The organism is Serratia sp. H1w, from assembly GCF_000633355.1.
Classification (GTDB): domain Bacteria; phylum Pseudomonadota; class Gammaproteobacteria; order Enterobacterales; family Enterobacteriaceae; genus Chania.
Genome location: NZ_AYMQ01000077.1, coordinates 26,029 through 43,729, shown reverse-complemented (window position 1 = coordinate 43,729; position 17,701 = coordinate 26,029). Strand labels below are relative to the sequence as shown.

The window sequence follows — 17,701 nt, the reverse complement described above, 5'->3', positions numbered from 1 at the left end:
ATGAGCAAGTATCAACAACAACCTTTGGCCATGAGCCGCCGTCGTTTCCTGACCGGTGCCAGTGCTCTGGCTGCCGTACCGCTGTTTGCTGGCCTGTGGCCTAAATCGGCGTTGGCAGAAGCCATCAGCCAGGCATTGCCGCAGTTTGTGGCTCTGCGCCAGGCACAAAAAGGCATTCTGACCGGTGCACACTGGGGTGCATTTGAAGCCATTGTGCAAGACGGGAAAATGATCGGCGTTCAACCGGTTGAAGACGACCCTTACCCGAACGATCTGATCACCATGGCCCCTCATCAGGTCCATGCGGAAAACCGTATCAAGTACCCGATGGTGCGTAAAAGCTGGTTGGAAGGCGGCCCAGGCAGCCGCACCGAGCTGCGCGGCAACGATGAATGGGTGCGCGTCAGCTGGGATAAAGCGATCGATCTGGTCGGTAATGAAATCGTCCGCTTGCAGAAAGATCACGGCCCGCAGTCAATCTATGCCGGTTCTTACGGCTGGAAAAGCGTGGGTATGCTGCACAACAGCCGTACCCTGCTGCAACGCCTGATGAACCTGAGCGGTGGTTTCCTGGGTTATGCCGGTGACTATTCTACCGGTGCCGCACAGGTGATCATGTCACACGTGATGGGCTCAATGGAGGTTTACGAACAGCAGACCGCCTGGCCAAACGTGATCGACAACAGCCAACTGGTGATCCTGTGGGGCTGTAACCCGATGATCACGCTGAAAAACAGCTGGAACGTCCCCGACCACGTCGGCCAGACCGGCTTTGAGGCGCTGAAGAAGAAAGGCACCCGCATCATCAGCATCGATCCGGTGCACAACGACAGCGCCAAATATGTTGGCGCACAGTGGATCGCGCCACGTCCGTACACCGACAGCGCGATGCTGATCGGTATCGCCCACACTCTGCTGACCGAAAAGCTGCATAACCCGGACTTCCTGAAAACCTATACCGTAGGTTTTGACAAGTTCCAGGCCTATCTGCTGGGTGAAACCGACGGTACGCCGAAAACTGCCGAGTGGGCTGCCGATATCAGCGGTGTCGATGCTGAAGTGCTACGCCAGCTGGCACGCGATATAGCCAAGCAGCGCACCATGATCATGGGCGGCTGGGGGATCCAGCGTCAGCATCATGGTGAACAACAGCACTGGTTGCTGGTGACCGTGGCGGCAATGCTGGGCCAGATCGGCCTGCCAGGCGGCGGTTTTGGCTTCAGCTATCACTACTCTTCCGGCGGTAGCCCAACGGCCAAAGGCGGTATCCTCTCCGGTATTTCTGCCGGCAATGCGCCGAAGAACTCACCGACGCCAATCCCGGTGGCACGTATTGCCGAATGTTTGTCCAACCCAGGCAAGACGATTCACTTCAATGGGACCGATGTCACCTACCCAGACGTGAAAATGGTATATGTAGCCGGTGGTAACACCTTCCACCAGCATCAGGACACCAACAATCTGGTGAAAGCCTGGCAGCGGCCGGAAACCATCGTGGTCAACGAACCGTACTGGACGGCCACCGCCAAGCATGCCGATATCGTGCTGCCGGCCACCACCAGCTACGAACGTAACGATCTGGAGATGGGCGGCGACTATTCGCAGCTGTACGTCTTCCCGATGCACCAGTGCGTGCCACCACAGCATGAGTCACGCAGCGATTTCGACATTTTCGCCGCCCTGGCTGCCAAAATTGGCGTGCTAGATGCCTTTACCGAAGGCAAGGACGAGACACAGTGGCTGAAAGGCATGTACGACGACATGAAATTGCAGGCACGTGGCGCTCGCGTTGCCCTGCCGCCGTTTGACATGTTCTGGGAGTCGAACAACTACATTCGCTTCCCGATCCCGCAGGAAAACAAGCAATGGGTGCGTTTCGCCGATTATCGTGAAAACCCGCTGCTTAATCCGTTGGGTACTCCATCCGGCAAGATTGAGATCTATTCCGATGCCATCTCGAAGATGGAATACCTGGATTGCAAAGGCATCCCAACCTGGATGCCGCCGCATGAATGGTATCGTGGCCCAGAGGCAGCCAAATATCCACTGTCCTTGAATACCGCGCACCCAACCAACCGCTTGCACTCACAGCTCGACAACACGCCGCTGCGTAAAAAGTATGCGGTAGCCGATCGTGAAGCCATCCTGATCCATCCAGAAGATGCCAAAGCGCGTAACATCACCAACGGCGACTTGGTGCGGGCGTTTAACGACCGTGGGCAGATCCTGGTAGGTGCCATTGTCAGTGAAGATGTGCGCCCAGGCGCGGTGCGGATCAGCGAAGGTGCCTGGTACGATCCGGCCGATCCGGCAACGCCAGGGTCGATCTGTAAGAACGGCAACGTCAACTGCCTGACTTTCGATATCGGCTCATCCAGCCTGGCACAGGGCAACTGCGGCCAGATGGCGCAATTGGAAATTGAGAAATATCGGGGCGAAGTGCTGAAGAATACCGCGCACGACGTTCCTGCTGGCGCATAACCGCCAAGCCCAGCGCGGGGTGATGGTGACATCGCCCCGCTCTTTTCCTGCCGAAAGATAAAATCTAGTTACCCTTTCCTTGATTGAAACCGGTTTTTGTTTTTTTTAAACGAGCGTATTATTCGCGCGTCTCCTTTCTCTTTGGCTAGTTATTCACCTTTATGCGTACTTCAACTGCGGCAACGCGACGCTTGCCCGATTTAACTTCGTTGGCATTTCTGGTCGTGGCTTTTCTCACCGGGATTGCCGGTGCCTTACAGACCCCCACGCTGAGTCTGTTCCTTTCCACCGAAGTGAACGTGCGGCCAACGATGGTCGGGTTGTTCTTTACTGGCAGCGCGGTGATCGGCATTTTGGTCAGCCAGTTTCTTGCTAGCCGCTCAGATAAAAGGGGCGATCGCAAATCGCTGATCTTTCTCTGCTGCATGCTAGGCGCATTGTCCTGCGCGCTGTTCGCCTGGAACCGTAACTATTACCTGCTGCTGTTCGTCGGCGTGCTGTTGAGCAGCTTCGGCTCCACCGCCAACCCGCAGATGTTTGCCCTGGCACGGGAACATGCCGAGCACACCGGGCGGGAAACGGTGATGTTCAGCTCTATCTTGCGTGCTCAGGTGTCACTGGCCTGGGTGATTGGCCCACCGATCGCCTTTGCGCTGGCATTGGGGTTTGGTTTTAAGGTGATGTACCTGGCCGCCGCCGCTGCCTTTATTCTTTGCGGAGCGCTGGTATGGAAAATGTTGCCCTCCATGCCAAAAGTGCAGAGCACCGGCGGAGCTGCGCTGGAAGCCCCACGCCAGAACCGCCGCGATACTTTATTGCTGTTTATGGCCTGTACATTCATGTGGACGGCCAACAGCATGTATTTGATCAATATGCCGTTGTATATGGTGCGGGAACTGCACCTGCCGGAAAAGCTGGCGGGGATACTGATGGGGACCGCTGCCGGGCTGGAAATCCCGACCATGTTGCTGGCAGGCATGGTGGCCCAACGCTTTGGCAAGCGTTTCCTGATGCGTTGTGCGGTGATTGCCGGGGTGCTGTTCTATGCCGGGTTGCTGTTTATTACCGGAACCTGGCAACTGATCGCCCTGCAACTGCTGAACGCGGTGTTTATCGGCGTGCTGGCGGGGATTGGTATGCTCTATTTCCAGGATCTGATGCCAGGGCAAGCCGGTGCCGCCACCACGCTATTTACCAATACCACCCGCGTTGGCTGGATCATTGCCGGTTCGATCGCCGGCATCGTGGCTGAAATGTGGAGCTATCACGCGGTATTTTACTTCGCGCTGGCGATGGTGCTAGGTGCCGTGCTGTGCATGTGGCGACTGAAGGACGTTCAAGGCGCAGTATCCACCTCCAGCTTGGCCAGGTAGATCAGCGCCTCGTCACGGCGGTCGTGACACATCTCACGGCTGGCCTGGAGGCTGCCGCAGACTTTGGGGCGTAGCGGCGAATGAAACAGCCCGCAGCGTAGTTGCTGGTCCAGATGGATGCAACGGGTATTGGCCGGTTTGCCGTTAGGCATACCAGGGATCGAGCTGGAAATCGAAGGTGCGATACAGCAGGCACCACAGTCGGGACGGCAGTCCATCTACGATTCTCTTGGCGGGGCTGATTATGTGGCGAGACAATAGCAGAACGCCGCATTAAGTTATACTCATTCACAAATCTTACCAATGGTGCTAGAGTTTATTTTTCATGGAGTGGCAAGCTTAGAACTATCAATGGAGTGATTTCATGTCAGATAAAAATTTCAACCCGAGTTGGGAAGGCTACATGGGGGACTTCCTGAAGGGCAATGTCGGGATCAACCAGCTAAAGCCCCAGCATGAGTTTCTTGACTCCATCGGGCTGGAAAAAGCCTTAAGCGATAATACGCAATACCACGTCGTCCTCACGATTGCTGAGGCAAAAAGTATCCTTGAAGACATCGACTCTCGCCGCCCTAAAAATCCAGGTACGGGCCGCGGAGAAGCATTCGCCAGGGGCTTTGAGCAACAAAGTACCAGCCGTGGCGATGCGTTCTCCAGAGGCCTTGAGCCGAAAAATGTCATATCCTCCGTATTTAAAGTTACCGATCCTGTTTCCACTTATGCAGGAAATATCAATGACATGCGCGGATTATATGATGTTATTAGTGAATTCAAAAGGTTCGGAATAACTGCCACAGTGTTCACAGGAGCAAATGGAGTAAACCTTATCCATATATCAGGCTATGCAGGGCTTAGACGAACTATCACTGGTACACGGTATGCCGCCAATCATCCACAAATGTTAGCGATGGGTATTGGGCAACAAGGTATTACTGCTGGAATAATGAGAGGCGTGAGGTTCTGCATCGTCTTTTCTTTAGGCTATAGAATTATAGAAAGCATCTTTAAAGACGATTATACTTTGGCAGACTTTATAGGAAATATAACTATGGACATGGCTAAGTTAGCCATTACCACGGTTGCGTCTTATGCACTAGGTGTATTTTTAACTGCAACAGCAGCTGTAGGTGGTAGCATTATTGCTGTTGCCGCAATAGTTTTTTTGTTGGCTTTTTTATTGTTGCCGGTTTAGATGCCATCGATAAACATTATGGAATAAGCAACAAATTAATAGCGTTATTGAAAGAAGGGATAAAGGTAAAACCAAGAACCCCGGAAGCAAACTTTCAATACATTCTTAATGGGTTAAGAAGATGAGTGTGAGCAATCGATTTTGGAAAGTATTAGGGGCAACAGCGTTGCTGATTACATTCATTTGCTTATCGTTATTGATTTACAGCTACGTCACCTCATTGATATTAATGAAGGATGAAATAACATTTTCAGCTTCTATATTTGTTTGCTTTTTTGCATCACCAATAATACTTTATACTTTTTCTTGCTCCGTTTTTTTCTTTATTTACGACAGGCAGCCAAAACATAACATTTTAATCAGTAAATATTTAATCATGCTAGCGTTAACTTCATTATTTTTTAGTGTGCCTGTATCCTTGTATGTGGGCTACAAACTTAAACACGATGGTTATTTAACGTGCGATAAAATTTCTTGGATGTCGCCAATAACGTATGTAAAAGATTTATCACTTTGCAAATAACATTTACCATTACATAGAGGGATTTATGGCCAATTTGATTTATGCAAGCATTAATGGTATTAAACAGGGCTTGATATCCGCTGGTTGCTCGACTCTTGACTCCATCGGTAATAGATGTCAAAAAGGACATGAGGATCAAGTTTACATTCTTGCTTTCGATCATAATATATCCAGAATGCAAAATGTCTCCCACCAACCAGTCAGAATAACCAAGCCGATTGATAAGTCATCGCCTTTGCTTGGCATGGCGATATCAAACAATGAAAAACTACAAATTGTATTGTATATGTACCGTGTCAATCCGGCCGGGACTTTAGAAGTGTTTTATACCATCAAGCTTAAAGATGCCTATATCTCAGACATAACCCAGCACTGCCCAAATGCGCTGACACAAAATGATGGTCAACCCTACGAGATCATTTCATTATCTTATAAAAGCATTGATTGGCAGCATAATATTTCCGGCACCTCGGGTTATAGCATTTGGGACGAGCAAGTTTATTGATTTAGTGAGTAACCGCCAGATTTTATGGCGGTTGTTTATTGAACATTTTAACGTTAAGACACTTATGAATAATAAATATACTAAATTAGTGCTAGCAACGGCGCTCTTAATATTCTTTTCATTTGTAACCCTATTGGTCTGCCAGTATATGCTAGCGTTAGTATTCATGGCGGATGAAATAACTTTCTCCGCTTCCGTTGTTATAGGTTTACTCACCTGTCCACTGCTATTATATGCAATGGTTAGCGGTATATATTATTTTATATTTAATAAACGCCCAAAATACGACAAAGGCGTTACTCGATATTTAGTTTATCTAATGTTTATCTCACTTGTTATCAGTTTACCTATTTCTTTTTATGTTGACTATAAGTTGAAGAATGCCGGTTATTTAACGTGCGACAGGATATCATGGCAGTCACCAACCACTTACGTAAAAGATTTATCACTTTGTCGATGAGTTGCATTCCCATGGTGATCATCCCCTGCCATACATCACAATAGATAAAGTGATGCTCCTAACCGCTGAATACTGCACCAACCCAGCAAAATCTTCGCTTTACATGCACACATCACGCATGTACCATTGAGCTAGTACAAAAGAACTCAAGGCCAACGGCCATTCAGGAGCAATCATGTCTGCGGACACCATCCAGAAGCTTTCCCGCCCTTGCGTACTCGGTGGCGCGATGATCATTGCCGGCACCGCTGTAGGTGCAGGTATGTTCTCCATCCCTATCGTGACTTCTGGCGTGTGGTTCAGCGGCTCCGTGGCACTGCTGATTTATACCTGGTTCTGTATGCTGATCTCCGGGTTGATGATCCTGGAAGCCACTATGAATTATCCGGCAGGTGCCAGCTTCCACACCGTGGTCAAAGATCTGCTTGGCAAGGGCTGGAATACCCTTAACGGCCTGTCGATCACCTTCGTCCTCTATATTCTGACCTATGCCTATATCTCGGCGGGCGGTTCGATCATTGCCCATACGCTGGAAGGCGTCTTCGGAGCCAACCAAACCCTGTCCGGGTTGGTATTTGCCATTATCGTGGCCTTTATCGTCTGGTTATCCACCCGCGCCGTTGACCGCCTGAGCACCATTCTGATTGGCGGTATGGTGATCACCTTTGTGTTGTCCGTCGGCGATATGTTTACCCACGTGCAGCCTGCCGTATTGTTCAACCAAGGCGATAGCGACGCTAATTACCTGCCATATGCGCTGGCAGCACTGCCCTACCTGCTGACATCGTTCGGCTACCACGGCAACGTGCCTGGCCTGGTGAAGTATTATCAAAAAGACAGCGGTGCCGTGGTGCGCAGCCTGGTGTATGGCACCCTGCTGGCATTGGCGATCTATATCCTGTGGCAGTATGTGATCCAGGGCAATATTGCCCGTGACGCCTTCAAGCAGGTGATCGCCGAAGGAGGAAATATTGGCAGCCTGCTCAAACAGATGGGTAACGTTTCCAGTAGCCATGCGGTGGGCCAACTGCTGAACGCCTTCTCTTATATGGCGCTGGCCAGTTCGTTCCTGGGGGTGTCACTGGGGCTGTTCGATTTCCTCGCTGACTTCTTCAAGTTCAAGGATAACCAGGCAGGCCGTACCAAATCGGCATTGGTTACCTTTGTACCGCCAACCGTAGCCGCGTTACTGTTCCCGAACGGTTTCCTGTACGCCATCGGCTTTGCTGGCCTGGCTGCCACCATTTGGGCAGTGATCGTCCCTGCCATGATGGCACGTGCCAGCCGCCGCCGTTTCCCACAGGCAGGCTATCGTGCACCCGGCGGCCAAGGCATGATCCTGTTCATCATCCTGTTTGGGGCGATCAACGCCGTAGCCCACGTGCTGACGTTGTTAGATCTGCTGCCAGTGTTTAAATAATCGCCAGAACCACACGGTCGCAGCATGCAGCGACCCTACGCGATTGTCCTGTTTACAATGTCATCAGTATCAGGGCGGCCATGACCGCCCTTTTCCCCAGTCTTTTTACGCGTGGCTATTGCCTGAAAAGCACGGCGCGAGTAACTTGTCGCAACTTCCTAAAATCTATTTTGACAGGGTAATCCAATGGCAAGAGCGAACGAAATCAAGCGCGGTATGGCGATCAATTACAACGGCAAACTGCTGCTGGTGAAGGACATCGATGTCCAGAGTCCAAGCGCCCGTGGTGCCAGCACGCTGTATAAAATGCGCTTCTCCGATGTCCGTACCGGGCTGAAGGTAGAAGAACGTTTTAAAGGTGATGATATTCTGGACACCATCAGCCTGTCCCGCCGCAAGGTCAACTTCTCTTATATTGACGGCGAAGAGTATGTGTTCATGGACGATGAAGACTACACCCCGTATATCTTCAAGAAAGATCAGATCGAAGATGAGCTGCTGTTCATCCCTGAGGCGGGCCTGCCAGGTATGCAAGTGCTGACGCTGGATGGTCAGGTACTGGCGTTGGAACTGCCACAGACCGTGGATATGGAAATTGTGGAAACTGCACCGGGCATCAAGGGCGCTTCTGCCAGTGCGCGTAACAAACCGGCCACCATGGCGACCGGCCTGACCATTCTGGTCCCTGAGTATCTGAGCAGCGGTGACAAAATCCGCATTCATATTGCAGAACGCCGCTATATGAGCCGCGCAGACTAGTCAACGGTAGGGGGCGCAACCTGATTGCGCCCTGCTTTGCTAGAGTAACTCAGGGAAAAACCGCCGCTTCAACGCCAGCTCGACCCCACGTACCTCCGCCAAACCTTTCAAACGACCGATGGCCGAATAGCCCGGATTGGTTTTCTTTTTCAGATCGTCCAGCATCTGGTGCCCATGATCGGGCCGCATTGGGATTGGCCGCCGATCGCCTGCCTTATGACGGCGCTGTTCTTCGGTCAGGATCGCTTCGACCACCGCCACCATATCCACGTCGCCTTGCAAATGCGCCCCTTCGTGGAAGGTTTTTGGGTTTTCCTCCCGGCAGGTGGCACGCAGGTGGGTAAAGTGAATACGATCGCCGAAGGTTTCAATCATCCGCACCAGATCGTTATCCGCACGTACGCCGTAAGAACCGGTACACATGGTGAAGCCGTTATAGATGCTATCTACCGTCTCTTTCAGCCACTGCATATCTTCGATGGTGGAAACAATGCGTGGCAAGCCAAGGATCGGGCGCGGTGGATCATCTGGATGCACCGCCAGCCTGACACCCACCTCTTCGGCTACCGGTACGATAGCACGCAGGAAGACGGCCATATTCTCACGCAGTTGCGCCTTATTGATATGATCGTATTCCGCCAGCCGGGCACGGAACTGATCGAGCGTATAACCCTCTTCCGCCCCTGGCAGCCCGGCAATGATGTTGCCAGTCAGTTTGGCAATATCCGCTGCGCTCATGGCGTTAAAATAGCTTTGCGCCTGTGCCTGCTCTTCGGCGGTATAATCTTTTTCCGCCCCGTTGCGGCACAGGATATGCAGATCGAAGGCCGCAAAGGCAATCTGATCAAAGCGTAATGCCTTGGAACCGTCCGGCAGCAGGTATTCCAGATCGGTGCGCGTCCAGTCGAGGATTGGCATAAAGTTGTAGCAAACGGTATCAATACCACAGGCAGCCAGGTTGCGCAGCGATTGTTGATAGTTGGCGATGTGGCGTTGATAGTTGCCGCTATGGGTTTTAATTTCCTCGTGCACCGGAATACTTTCCACCACCGACCACACCAGCCCTTTTTCCGCCAACAGAGCCTGACGCGCCTTGATCTGTTCAACTGGCCACACTTCGCCATTCGGAATTTGGTGCAACGCGGTCACTACGCCAGTAGCTCCTGCCTGCCGCACATCATCCAGAGAAACCGGATCGTTCGGCCCATACCAACGCCATGTTTGTTCCATTGATTTATCCTTGTAAAAGTCGCTCTTTCATCGTTGAAGATGCATCGGTGGTGAGGTAGATCGCAAAATCAAACCAATTCTGTTATACCACATTGCAGTAGATATCATTCACCTTTAACCTTACTGATTAGCGGCATGCTGTCAAAACAGAAACGTCGATTGATTGATCCAACTCACGATTCTGGCCTATTTTGGACAGACCAATTTTATTCACCTCTCTACCGCCTTAGCCAGGCGGTGGTTAACAGATACGCGAGAGCCGGGCATTCACCTGCGCCAACTGGTCTGATAGCTTTAAGCAAGCTAGCAACCAAACCTTGTTCTCGTTACGGAGCCTTTAATGAAAACTATCGCCAACACACCGTTGCCCGCCAAGACACAGCAGCCCCAATACGATCGCCAAAGCCTGCGCAGCCGAATCGTTCACCTGGGGTTTGGTGCTTTTCACCGCGCACATCAGGCATTGCTGACCGACCGAGTGCTCAACCGTAACGGCGGCGACTGGGGGATCTGCGAGATCAGCCTGTTCGGCGGCGATAAGCTGTTCCAGACCCTGCGCGCTCAGGATCATCTCTATACCGTGTTGGAAAAGGGTGCCGCAGGTAATCAGGCCATCGTGGTAGGAGCCGTTCACGAAAGCGTGCACCGTAAGCTGGAAGGCATCGACGCCGTGCTGGAGAAGTTGGCCGAACCGCAGGTGGCGATCGTCTCAATGACCATTACGGAGAAAGGTTACTGCATTGAACCTGGAAGCGGCCTGTTGGATCTGCAGCACGATGCAATCAAAGCCGATCTGGCTAACCCCGCCCAACCCACTACGGTGCCGGGGATCCTGGTGGAGGCGCTGCGCCGCCGCCGCGAACGTAACCTGCCCGCCTTTAGCGTATTGTCCTGCGACAATATTCCAGAGAACGGCCACGTGGTACGCAATGCGGTGACCGGGTTGGCTAAAGCACGCGATCCGCAACTGGCCGAATGGATCGCTCAACAGGTCACCTTCCCTTGCACCATGGTCGATCGCATCGTTCCGGCCGCAACGCCAGAAACGCTGGATGAAATTGCCACCGCTCTGGGAGGCGTGCGCGATGAATGCGCCATCGCCTGCGAACCCTTTATCCAATGGGTGGTGGAAGATAATTTTGTCGCGGGCCGCCCACAATGGGAGGATGTCGGTGTACAACTGGTGGACGATGTTCTGCCGTTCGAGCAGATGAAACTGCGGATGCTCAACGGCAGCCACTCTTTCCTGGCCTATCTCGGCTATCTGGCGGGTTACCAGTACATTTTTGACTGCATGGCTGATGAGAACTATCGTCAGGCTGCACGCCATTTGATGCTGAACGAACAGGCTCCGACGTTGCAAGTCGCAGGCATCGATCTGGCTGCCTACGCCGAGCAGTTGATCGAGCGTTTCAGCAACCCTGCACTGCAACACCGCACCTGGCAGATCGCCATGGATGGCACGCAAAAGCTGCCTCAGCGCCTGCTGGAGTCGATCCGCTGGCACCGGCAACAGGGTGGCAGCCATACGGGGCTGGCACTTGGCGTCGCAGGCTGGATGCGTTATGTCGGCGGGGTAGATGATGCCGGGCAACCGATTGATATTCGTGACCCAATGCTGGCCACGTTGCAACAGGTCGTCAGCACCTCGCAAGACGGTGAACCCCGAGTCGCTGCCTTGCTGGCATTGAAAAGCGTGTTTGGCGAGCAACTGCCAACAGATGTAGCCTTTGTGTCAGAGGTCACACGAGCCTATCTGTCATTGCGCGATCGGGGAGCTTGCCAGACGGTAAAGGATTGGGTTAGCACTCAGTTAGGCTAATCGGTAGAAACCGTCATGCCAAAACTTCTCGGGCATGACGGTCTGAAAGACGCGGTAAATGAATTAACGGTATTCCAGGGTTAAAATGCCCAGTTTTTTCTGCTCGTCGAGCCACTTGATTTCGCTCTTACCGAGCTTTCTTGGCAATTCTTTGCTGCTGCCATCCCAATTCGCCAATGAATGTTGGCTGGTGTAGTTTTTTCCGTCACGATAGCATTGTGTTTTCGCCGTTGAGTCGGCCACTTCGACGGAGCAAGGGCCTTCTACAATTGAACCGTAAAAGTTGATCACACCACCAGTAGCTGCATTAGCCACGCCAGCAGCCAGCCATGAAAACAACATCCCTGCGATCAAAAACAACCGTAAACTTTTCATGTTCACCTCACTTGTTATTAAGCCAATTCAAACCTGAATAAAGTTGTTGGATTAAGCGCAAGTTAGAGAAGTTTTAGTCATTAATCATTGAGTTAGCTAGACACCACCCTCTCCGGCGACGAGTAATTTATTGCCGCAAAAAACAGATTTCAAGTCGGAAAAATCTCAATTTAAAACCTGGCAACGGTTTGCCATGCGTAATCTTGGTCAACACTTAAACCATCAAAAGTGTGGTGGCAGGGTGGCGAAACGAGGTGCAAAATCTGGCTAGATGTCATGCCGAGACCCACTCGGCATGACCTTGGGACTTAACGATAAACTACCGTCATAATTGCGAGTTTTTTCTGCTGGTCTACCCACCTCATTTCGGTGGTGCCGATATTCAGCGGAAGTTCTTTACTGCTGGCATCAAAACTTGCCAACTTTTGCGTGCCCGTATAGTTTTGTCCGTTACGATAACATTGGGTATTCGCCGTTGAGTTACTCACATTTACCGTACAAGGACCTTCGACAATGGAACCCACAAAGTTGATAACACCTGTGGAACCCGCATGACTTGCTGCCATCCATGAAAACAACGCTCCTGCGATCAAAAATAACCGTAAGCTATTCATGGCAACCTCACTTTTGTTAAGCCAACTTAAACATAGGTCATTTTGTTAGGAATAATCGCAAAGATAGGGTGTTTTTTTTATGGTTAATCGGTGTATTAAGGTCGTGGAAACAATACGGTACGGCACAATTGACATTGCTAACCTCTGGTTATGACTAGGAAAACTCCCAACCAAAAGGCAAAATAAAAACGTTAAGAAAAAGTGAAAAAAAAGTGACTTTCATTAGTAAATTTTCGTTCCAGAACATCGGCAGATAAAGCTAACCATACCTTTAATGAGGATATAAAATTGACAAAAACCAACCTGATCACCGGTTTTCTGGGAAGCGGAAAAACCACCACCATTCGGCATCTGCTGGCCAATAAACCGGAAAATGAACGTTGGGCCGTGTTGGTCAATGAGTTTGGCGAGATCGGTATCGACGGTGCCCTGCTGGCCGACAGCGGCGCAGTGTTAAAAGAGATCCCCGGGGGCTGTATGTGCTGCGTTAACGGGCTACCAATGCAGGTTGGCTTGAATATGTTGCTGCAACAGGCCAAGCCCGACCGGCTGTTGATTGAACCCACCGGTTTAGGCCACCCAAAGCAGATCCTGGCGCTGTTGACCCAGGAAACTTATGGCGGATGGATCGATTTACAGGCGACGATCTGCGTACTGGACCCGCGTCAACTCAGCGAGCCTCGCTACACTGAAAATGAAAATTTCCGCGATCAATTGGCCGCAGCAGACATCATCATCGCCAATAAAATGGATACCTGGCAACCGCAAGATGCGCAGGCACTTGAAGACTGGCAACAGCAGCATGGCCATCAGCGCCCAGTCTTTTCTATCGAACAGGGACGCATGGATAGCAAGCTGCTGGAGCAGCCACGCACCAATTGCACAGAATTACCGGACGCACAGCATCATCATAGCCACGCCAAGACCCGCGGACTGGCTGCGCTGCGTTTGCCGGAAAACTCCCGCTGGCGCCGAGCCCTGAATCAAGGCCAGGAATATACCAGCTGCGGCTGGATTTTTGATGGGGAAACGGTCTTTGATACCGTCGGTATGATGGAGTGGATCCGGCTGGCACCGGTTGACCGGGCCAAGGCGGTAGTGCGCATTGCCGAAGGCAGTCTGCTGATCAACCGCCAAGGGCAGGATCTCAGTATTGAAACTCGCCCTACCGCCCCACTCGACAGCCGTATCGAACTGATCCACAGCGGCGAAGCCGACTGGAATGCGTTGCAATCGGCTTTGTTTAACATTCGTTTAAGTTAATGCTTTTACCGTTGGCATTGTTTTTTAAATTTTCACAGGTTAGCCATGACACGCCGTAATTTACCCTTCATCCTCATGCTCAACGTCTTGGGCATCGTGCTATTTTTTTCCTGGTATTTACCCAAGGATCACTGGTTCTGGTTCAAGATTGATTCAGCAATCTTTTTCTTCTTCAACCAACATCTGGCCAGCGATGCCTGGTTTCTGAAAATGGTCGCCATCACCAACAATCGCATCTTTGACGTTATTTCGCTGCTCGCCATGGGGTTGTTGTACCTTTACTTCTACCTTAAGCAGGATGCCTTCGGCCGCCGCCGTCTGATCATCACCGGCGTTGTGATGTTGTTAACCGGGGTGGTGCTCAATCAGTTTGGTCACCTGCTACCGGTGAAAAATGCCAGCCCCACCCTGACCTTTGAGAATATCAATCGGGTCAGCGAACTGACCGGCATCCCCACCAAAGACGCCTCCAGCGACAGCTTCCCTGGCGATCATGGCATGATGCTGATGATTTTCTCCTGCTTTATGCTGCGCTACTTTAACCGTACGGCGTTTGCCATCGCGCTGCTGATTACCGTGGTCTTCTGCCTGCCGCGCATCATGATTGGCGCACACTGGTTTACCGATATTGCGGTCGGCTCGCTGTCGGTGGTGCTGGTTGGCACCAGTTGGTGGCTGATGACCCCCGCCAGCGATATCGTTATCCGCTGGCTGAACTGCCGGTTACCCGGCAACTATCGGCCAACGCAGCCATAAGTGTTGATTATGATAGCCGGGGGGCCAGCGCTTCCCGGTTATTTGAACCCCGCAATCTGTTTACTCAACAACCACACCGTTAACATGCCTACCCCATTAATTAACGCCAATCCAACATAATCGATCAATCGCGTTTTTTTATATGAAGATTTACATTATGTTACATCACAATTTCATATAAAGAATGTCGGAAAAAGGCTCGCAATCCTCACCTCATTCCGGTACTCTCGGATGCGTTTGTGCCTGGTTTAGCTTGGCTCATTGGTAAAATTCCGAAAACTGTGCGTTCCTGCACATTTCTGATGCTAACTGATTGTCCTTCCTGCCGGTGCCAACTAGTCTCGTTCCGTTTGGTATTTTTCAGATAACGACTTGCGTCGTTAAGGACTTCAAGGGAAAACAATTACAATGGTCAAATCTCAACCTTTTCTGAGATATTTTTTGCGGGTATTACCTGCAATTGCGGCAGCCTTGGTGCTCTCCGCCTGTAGCTCAACAAATACTTCGAAGTTAGATAGATCACAAACTGAGATGCATGCAGTTAATGACAAAAACGGTCTTTTACTGCAAGCCTCTCAGGATGAATTCGAAGCGATGGTACGTAACGTTGACGTCAAGTCAAAAATTATGGACCAGTATGCTGATTGGAAAGGCGTGCGTTACCGTTTAGGTGGTGAAAGCAAGCGCGGCATTGATTGCTCAGCGTTTGTGCAGCGGACATTCCGCGAACAGTTTGGTATGGATCTGCCCCGCTCAACCTATGAGCAAGAAGATATGGGCAAGCAAATCCAGCGCGCTAAATTGCGCCCAGGTGATTTAGTGCTGTTCCGCGCCGGCTCTACTGGCCGCCACGTCGGTATCTATCTGGGTAATGACAAATTCGTGCATGCCTCTACCAGTAGTGGTGTGACAATTTCTAGCCTATCGGATAACTATTGGGATAAACGTTATCGTGAAGGCCGCCGGTTACTGGGTAAAAGTTCCAGCTAACGGCGTAGTATCTGAATCTGGTCCTGAAAGCCAAACCAACGAGACGAAAAACGCTGCCCCAGGGCAGCGTTTTTTTTCGCGGTCATGCAGCTAGTTGTAGAGAGAAACAGGCGTATGCCACGCTTTTCGATCGTCACCGGGCAAGGAACCACGCAACGGTTGAAAAAGTAGCCTATTATCGTCAAGTGACAATCCATTTTGTAACGCGCTTTTTACGCTGTGTCTAAACAGCCAACCCTGGTTCAAGCCGAACGAATAATGACGCAGGCAGGATCGGTGGGATATATTATTAACCCACACTATAACAAGAATATTTTTACGCTGTGCTCAGGGGGCATGTTATGGGATTGAAGGGGGCATTCGCGCGCCACGCGACCAACACACGTCGTAGCCTGACTAAAAGTATTATTGTGGCCGTGTCTTTCTTTATCGTTTTTACCTCTGTGACGCTATTTTTCATCGATCACCAACGCTCGCAATATCAACACCAGCTCGAAGCCCGCACACAAAAATTTGCCGTTAATTATCTCGACCATCTGCAAGAAATCATGCAGCAGATCATGCCGCTTACCGGCAAACCCTGCGAAAAAGCGCTCGCCGATCTGACCTACCGTGCCGCCTTCGCCACCGGCGTACGCACCTTTGTGCTGGTAAAGGATAACTTTGCCTACTGCTCTTCGGCGACCGGAAATATGATGCTGGGAACATCCCAACTTTACCCCAACATCGACTGGCATAAGCCACTGGATATGGACTTGCAGCAAGGTACGCCAATGGTACCGGAAAAGCCGGCGGTGGCCGTGTGGCTTCGCCAGCCTGGGCCAAACAACACTGGGGTATTGGCCACGTTGGATCTCACCCTGACCCCCTACCTGTTGCTCAACTCTCGCGATAGCAATGCGCCCGGATTTGCCATCGTGATAGGTGATCAGGCCGCAACCACCTTCAGCCCGAACCTGACGCCGGTAGCGCAATTACCCAAAAACCAGTCCAGCCAGATGTCACTGCCAAACTACCCCTTGAGCCTGATCTTCTATCATCAGTCTCTGACGGCCAATGATATCCGTTTCACCGTGCTGGGCAGCCTGGTGCTATCCCTGATGGTAGGCGCACTGTATTACTACATGCAGATACTGCGGCAAAGCCCTGAGCGCGCCCTGATCAGGGGCATCAAGCGCAATGAGTTCTTTGTTGAATACCAACCGGTGTTTCACACTGCCTCCAACTCCATAGCCGGACTGGAAGCATTGATCCGCTGGCAGCATCCCAGCGAGGGACGTATTCCGCCCGATTTATTTATTCCCTACGCCGAAAGCGAAGGATTGATCGTGGCATTGACCCGCCACCTGTTCCGTATGATCGAGGCAGATATCCCGCAACTGACGCAAGCTCTGCCACGGGGTGCCAAACTGGGCATTAACCTCGCCCCATCTCACCTTAATGCGCCTTCGTTCCATGACGATATCACCGAGCTGCTGGCCAATATGCCAACCGACCATTTCATGGTGGTGTTTGAAATCACCGAGCGCGGCATGGTGGAGGAACAAAACGCCTTGGAAGAGTTTGACTGGCTGCACCGCCAGGGCGTTGAGATCGCAGTGGATGACTTCGGTACCGGCCACAGTGCCCTGATCTATCTCCAACGCTTTACGCTGGATTACCTGAAAATCGACCGGGGTTTCGTCAACACTATCGGCCAGGATACGGCGACGGCTCCCGTCCTGGATGCCGTGATTTCCCTGGCGAAAAAACTACAAATGCTGACCGTGGCTGAAGGAGTGGAAACCGCCGAACAGGTGAGTTTCCTGCAAGAACGCGACGTTAATTTTATGCAGGGCTATTATTTCAGTAAGCCACTGGCTATTGAGGCGTTTGTCGCCTTTTGCCAGAATAATGCCGTTTTTGATCATCAGGCCGTAGTTAATCCCTGATATTTAA

Annotated in this window: 16 protein-coding genes and 1 pseudogene; 13 read left to right on the top strand and 4 right to left on the bottom strand. The window is 51.4% G+C overall.

The genetic code is table 11. The features are described from left to right. Both torA and setB read left to right on the top strand, forming a co-directional pair. Positions 1-2,481, top strand: coding sequence for a trimethylamine-N-oxide reductase TorA (gene torA, locus U869_RS0118325; protein WP_025120615.1), 2,481 nt, complete (start codon positions 1-3; stop codon positions 2,479-2,481). Between the two features lie 161 nt (positions 2,482-2,642). Beyond that, entirely contained in the window at positions 2,643-3,854 is a 1,212-nt protein-coding gene (gene setB / locus U869_RS0118320; protein WP_025120614.1) for a sugar efflux transporter SetB, read from the top strand. On the opposite strand, the gene U869_RS0118315 is transcribed toward setB, so the two are convergent. Next, the gene (locus U869_RS0118315) at positions 3,818-4,072 is read right to left on the bottom strand and encodes a YkgJ family cysteine cluster protein (protein WP_025120613.1); all 255 of its coding nucleotides are present in this window, start codon (positions 4,070-4,072) and stop codon (positions 3,818-3,820) included. The two genes, setB and U869_RS0118315, sit on opposite strands and share 37 nt — an antisense overlap. Positions 4,073-4,593: 521 nt before the next feature. On the opposite strand from U869_RS0118315, the pseudogene U869_RS32885 reads away from it, so the two are divergent. The 6 genes and pseudogenes from U869_RS32885 to yeiP all read left to right on the top strand — a co-directional run bounded on the left by U869_RS32885 (position 4,594) and on the right by yeiP (position 8,713). Then, positions 4,594-5,171, top strand: a pseudogene (locus tag U869_RS32885) (hypothetical protein). Continuing rightward, entirely contained in the window at positions 5,168-5,569 is a 402-nt protein-coding gene (locus U869_RS30885; RefSeq protein WP_115650703.1) for a DUF1240 domain-containing protein, read from the top strand. The pseudogene U869_RS32885 and the gene U869_RS30885 overlap by 4 nt, the downstream one beginning before the upstream one ends. 25 nt (positions 5,570-5,594) lie before the next feature. Then, positions 5,595-6,074 (top strand): Hcp family type VI secretion system effector, encoded by a 480-nt coding sequence (locus U869_RS0118305; protein ID WP_025120612.1) that lies wholly within the window; start codon positions 5,595-5,597, stop codon positions 6,072-6,074. Beyond that, positions 5,965-6,534: a DUF1240 domain-containing protein gene (locus U869_RS32880; RefSeq protein WP_369795064.1), complete on the top strand. Its 570-nt coding sequence runs from the start codon at positions 5,965-5,967 to the stop codon at positions 6,532-6,534. The genes U869_RS0118305 and U869_RS32880 overlap by 110 nt, the downstream gene beginning before the upstream one ends. A 175-nt stretch (positions 6,535-6,709) precedes the next feature. Beyond that, positions 6,710-7,954 carry a tryptophan permease gene (gene mtr / locus U869_RS0118300; protein WP_025120611.1) on the top strand — a complete coding sequence of 415 codons (1,245 nt, stop codon included), beginning with the start codon at positions 6,710-6,712 and terminating at the stop codon, positions 7,952-7,954. A gap of 186 nt (positions 7,955-8,140) precedes the next feature. Next, positions 8,141-8,713 carry an elongation factor P-like protein YeiP gene (gene yeiP, locus U869_RS0118295; protein WP_021805861.1) on the top strand — a complete coding sequence of 191 codons (573 nt, stop codon included), beginning with the start codon at positions 8,141-8,143 and terminating at the stop codon, positions 8,711-8,713. A gap of 39 nt (positions 8,714-8,752) precedes the next feature. On the opposite strand, the gene uxuA is transcribed toward yeiP, so the two are convergent. Beyond that, the gene (gene uxuA, locus U869_RS0118290) at positions 8,753-9,943 is read right to left on the bottom strand and encodes a mannonate dehydratase (protein WP_025120610.1); all 1,191 of its coding nucleotides are present in this window, start codon (positions 9,941-9,943) and stop codon (positions 8,753-8,755) included. A gap of 340 nt (positions 9,944-10,283) precedes the next feature. Between uxuA and U869_RS0118285 the strand changes: the two genes are divergently transcribed. After that, a complete protein-coding gene (locus U869_RS0118285; RefSeq protein WP_025120609.1) occupies positions 10,284-11,765 on the top strand; it encodes a mannitol dehydrogenase family protein in 1,482 nt (493 codons plus the stop codon). 63 nt (positions 11,766-11,828) lie between these two features. Here U869_RS0118285 and U869_RS0118280 read toward each other — a convergent pair whose 3' ends face one another. Together U869_RS0118280 and U869_RS0118275 are read right to left on the bottom strand one after the other, a co-directional pair. Beyond that, on the bottom strand, positions 11,829-12,140 hold the full coding sequence (locus tag U869_RS0118280) for a type 1 fimbrial protein (protein WP_025120608.1): 312 nt from the start codon (positions 12,138-12,140) through the stop codon (positions 11,829-11,831). 308 nt (positions 12,141-12,448) lie between these two features. Then, the gene (locus U869_RS0118275; RefSeq protein ID WP_025120607.1) at positions 12,449-12,754 is read right to left on the bottom strand and encodes a hypothetical protein; all 306 of its coding nucleotides are present in this window, start codon (positions 12,752-12,754) and stop codon (positions 12,449-12,451) included. Between the two features lie 288 nt (positions 12,755-13,042). On the opposite strand from U869_RS0118275, the gene U869_RS0118270 reads away from it, so the two are divergent. From U869_RS0118270 to U869_RS0118255, 4 genes are all read left to right on the top strand, one after another. Beyond that, a complete protein-coding gene (locus U869_RS0118270; protein WP_025120606.1) occupies positions 13,043-14,017 on the top strand; it encodes a GTP-binding protein in 975 nt (324 codons plus the stop codon). Positions 14,018-14,062: 45 nt separating this feature from the next. Then, positions 14,063-14,773 carry a phosphatase PAP2 family protein gene (locus U869_RS0118265; RefSeq protein WP_025120605.1) on the top strand — a complete coding sequence of 237 codons (711 nt, stop codon included), beginning with the start codon at positions 14,063-14,065 and terminating at the stop codon, positions 14,771-14,773. 408 nt (positions 14,774-15,181) lie between these two features. Continuing rightward, a complete protein-coding gene (gene mepS / locus U869_RS0118260; protein ID WP_024528047.1) occupies positions 15,182-15,763 on the top strand; it encodes a bifunctional murein DD-endopeptidase/murein LD-carboxypeptidase in 582 nt (193 codons plus the stop codon). A 341-nt stretch (positions 15,764-16,104) separates the two neighbouring features. Continuing rightward, positions 16,105-17,694 carry a cyclic di-GMP phosphodiesterase gene (locus U869_RS0118255; RefSeq protein WP_025120604.1) on the top strand — a complete coding sequence of 530 codons (1,590 nt, stop codon included), beginning with the start codon at positions 16,105-16,107 and terminating at the stop codon, positions 17,692-17,694. Positions 17,695-17,701: the final 7 nt, after the last annotated feature.

Excerpts from the sequence above, each read along its gene's own strand:
- torA (WP_025120615.1), top strand. The coding sequence starts at position 1 with ATGAGCAAGTATCAACAACAACCTTTGGCCATGAGCCGCCGTCGTTTC.
- setB (WP_025120614.1), top strand. The coding sequence starts at position 2,643 with ATGCGTACTTCAACTGCGGCAACGCGACGCTTGCCCGATTTAACTTCG.
- U869_RS0118315 (WP_025120613.1), bottom strand. The coding sequence starts at position 4,072 with ATGGACTGCCGTCCCGACTGTGGTGCCTGCTGTATCGCACCTTCGATT.
- U869_RS30885 (WP_115650703.1), top strand. The coding sequence starts at position 5,168 with ATGAGTGTGAGCAATCGATTTTGGAAAGTATTAGGGGCAACAGCGTTG.
- U869_RS0118305 (WP_025120612.1), top strand. The coding sequence starts at position 5,595 with ATGGCCAATTTGATTTATGCAAGCATTAATGGTATTAAACAGGGCTTG.
- U869_RS32880 (WP_369795064.1), top strand. The coding sequence starts at position 5,965 with ATGATGGTCAACCCTACGAGATCATTTCATTATCTTATAAAAGCATTG.
- mtr (WP_025120611.1), top strand. The coding sequence starts at position 6,710 with ATGTCTGCGGACACCATCCAGAAGCTTTCCCGCCCTTGCGTACTCGGT.
- yeiP (WP_021805861.1), top strand. The coding sequence starts at position 8,141 with ATGGCAAGAGCGAACGAAATCAAGCGCGGTATGGCGATCAATTACAAC.
- uxuA (WP_025120610.1), bottom strand. The coding sequence starts at position 9,943 with ATGGAACAAACATGGCGTTGGTATGGGCCGAACGATCCGGTTTCTCTG.
- U869_RS0118285 (WP_025120609.1), top strand. The coding sequence starts at position 10,284 with ATGAAAACTATCGCCAACACACCGTTGCCCGCCAAGACACAGCAGCCC.
- U869_RS0118280 (WP_025120608.1), bottom strand. The coding sequence starts at position 12,140 with ATGAAAAGTTTACGGTTGTTTTTGATCGCAGGGATGTTGTTTTCATGG.
- U869_RS0118275 (WP_025120607.1), bottom strand. The coding sequence starts at position 12,754 with ATGAATAGCTTACGGTTATTTTTGATCGCAGGAGCGTTGTTTTCATGG.
- U869_RS0118265 (WP_025120605.1), top strand. The coding sequence starts at position 14,063 with ATGACACGCCGTAATTTACCCTTCATCCTCATGCTCAACGTCTTGGGC.
- mepS (WP_024528047.1), top strand. The coding sequence starts at position 15,182 with ATGGTCAAATCTCAACCTTTTCTGAGATATTTTTTGCGGGTATTACCT.
- U869_RS0118255 (WP_025120604.1), top strand. The coding sequence starts at position 16,105 with ATGGGATTGAAGGGGGCATTCGCGCGCCACGCGACCAACACACGTCGT.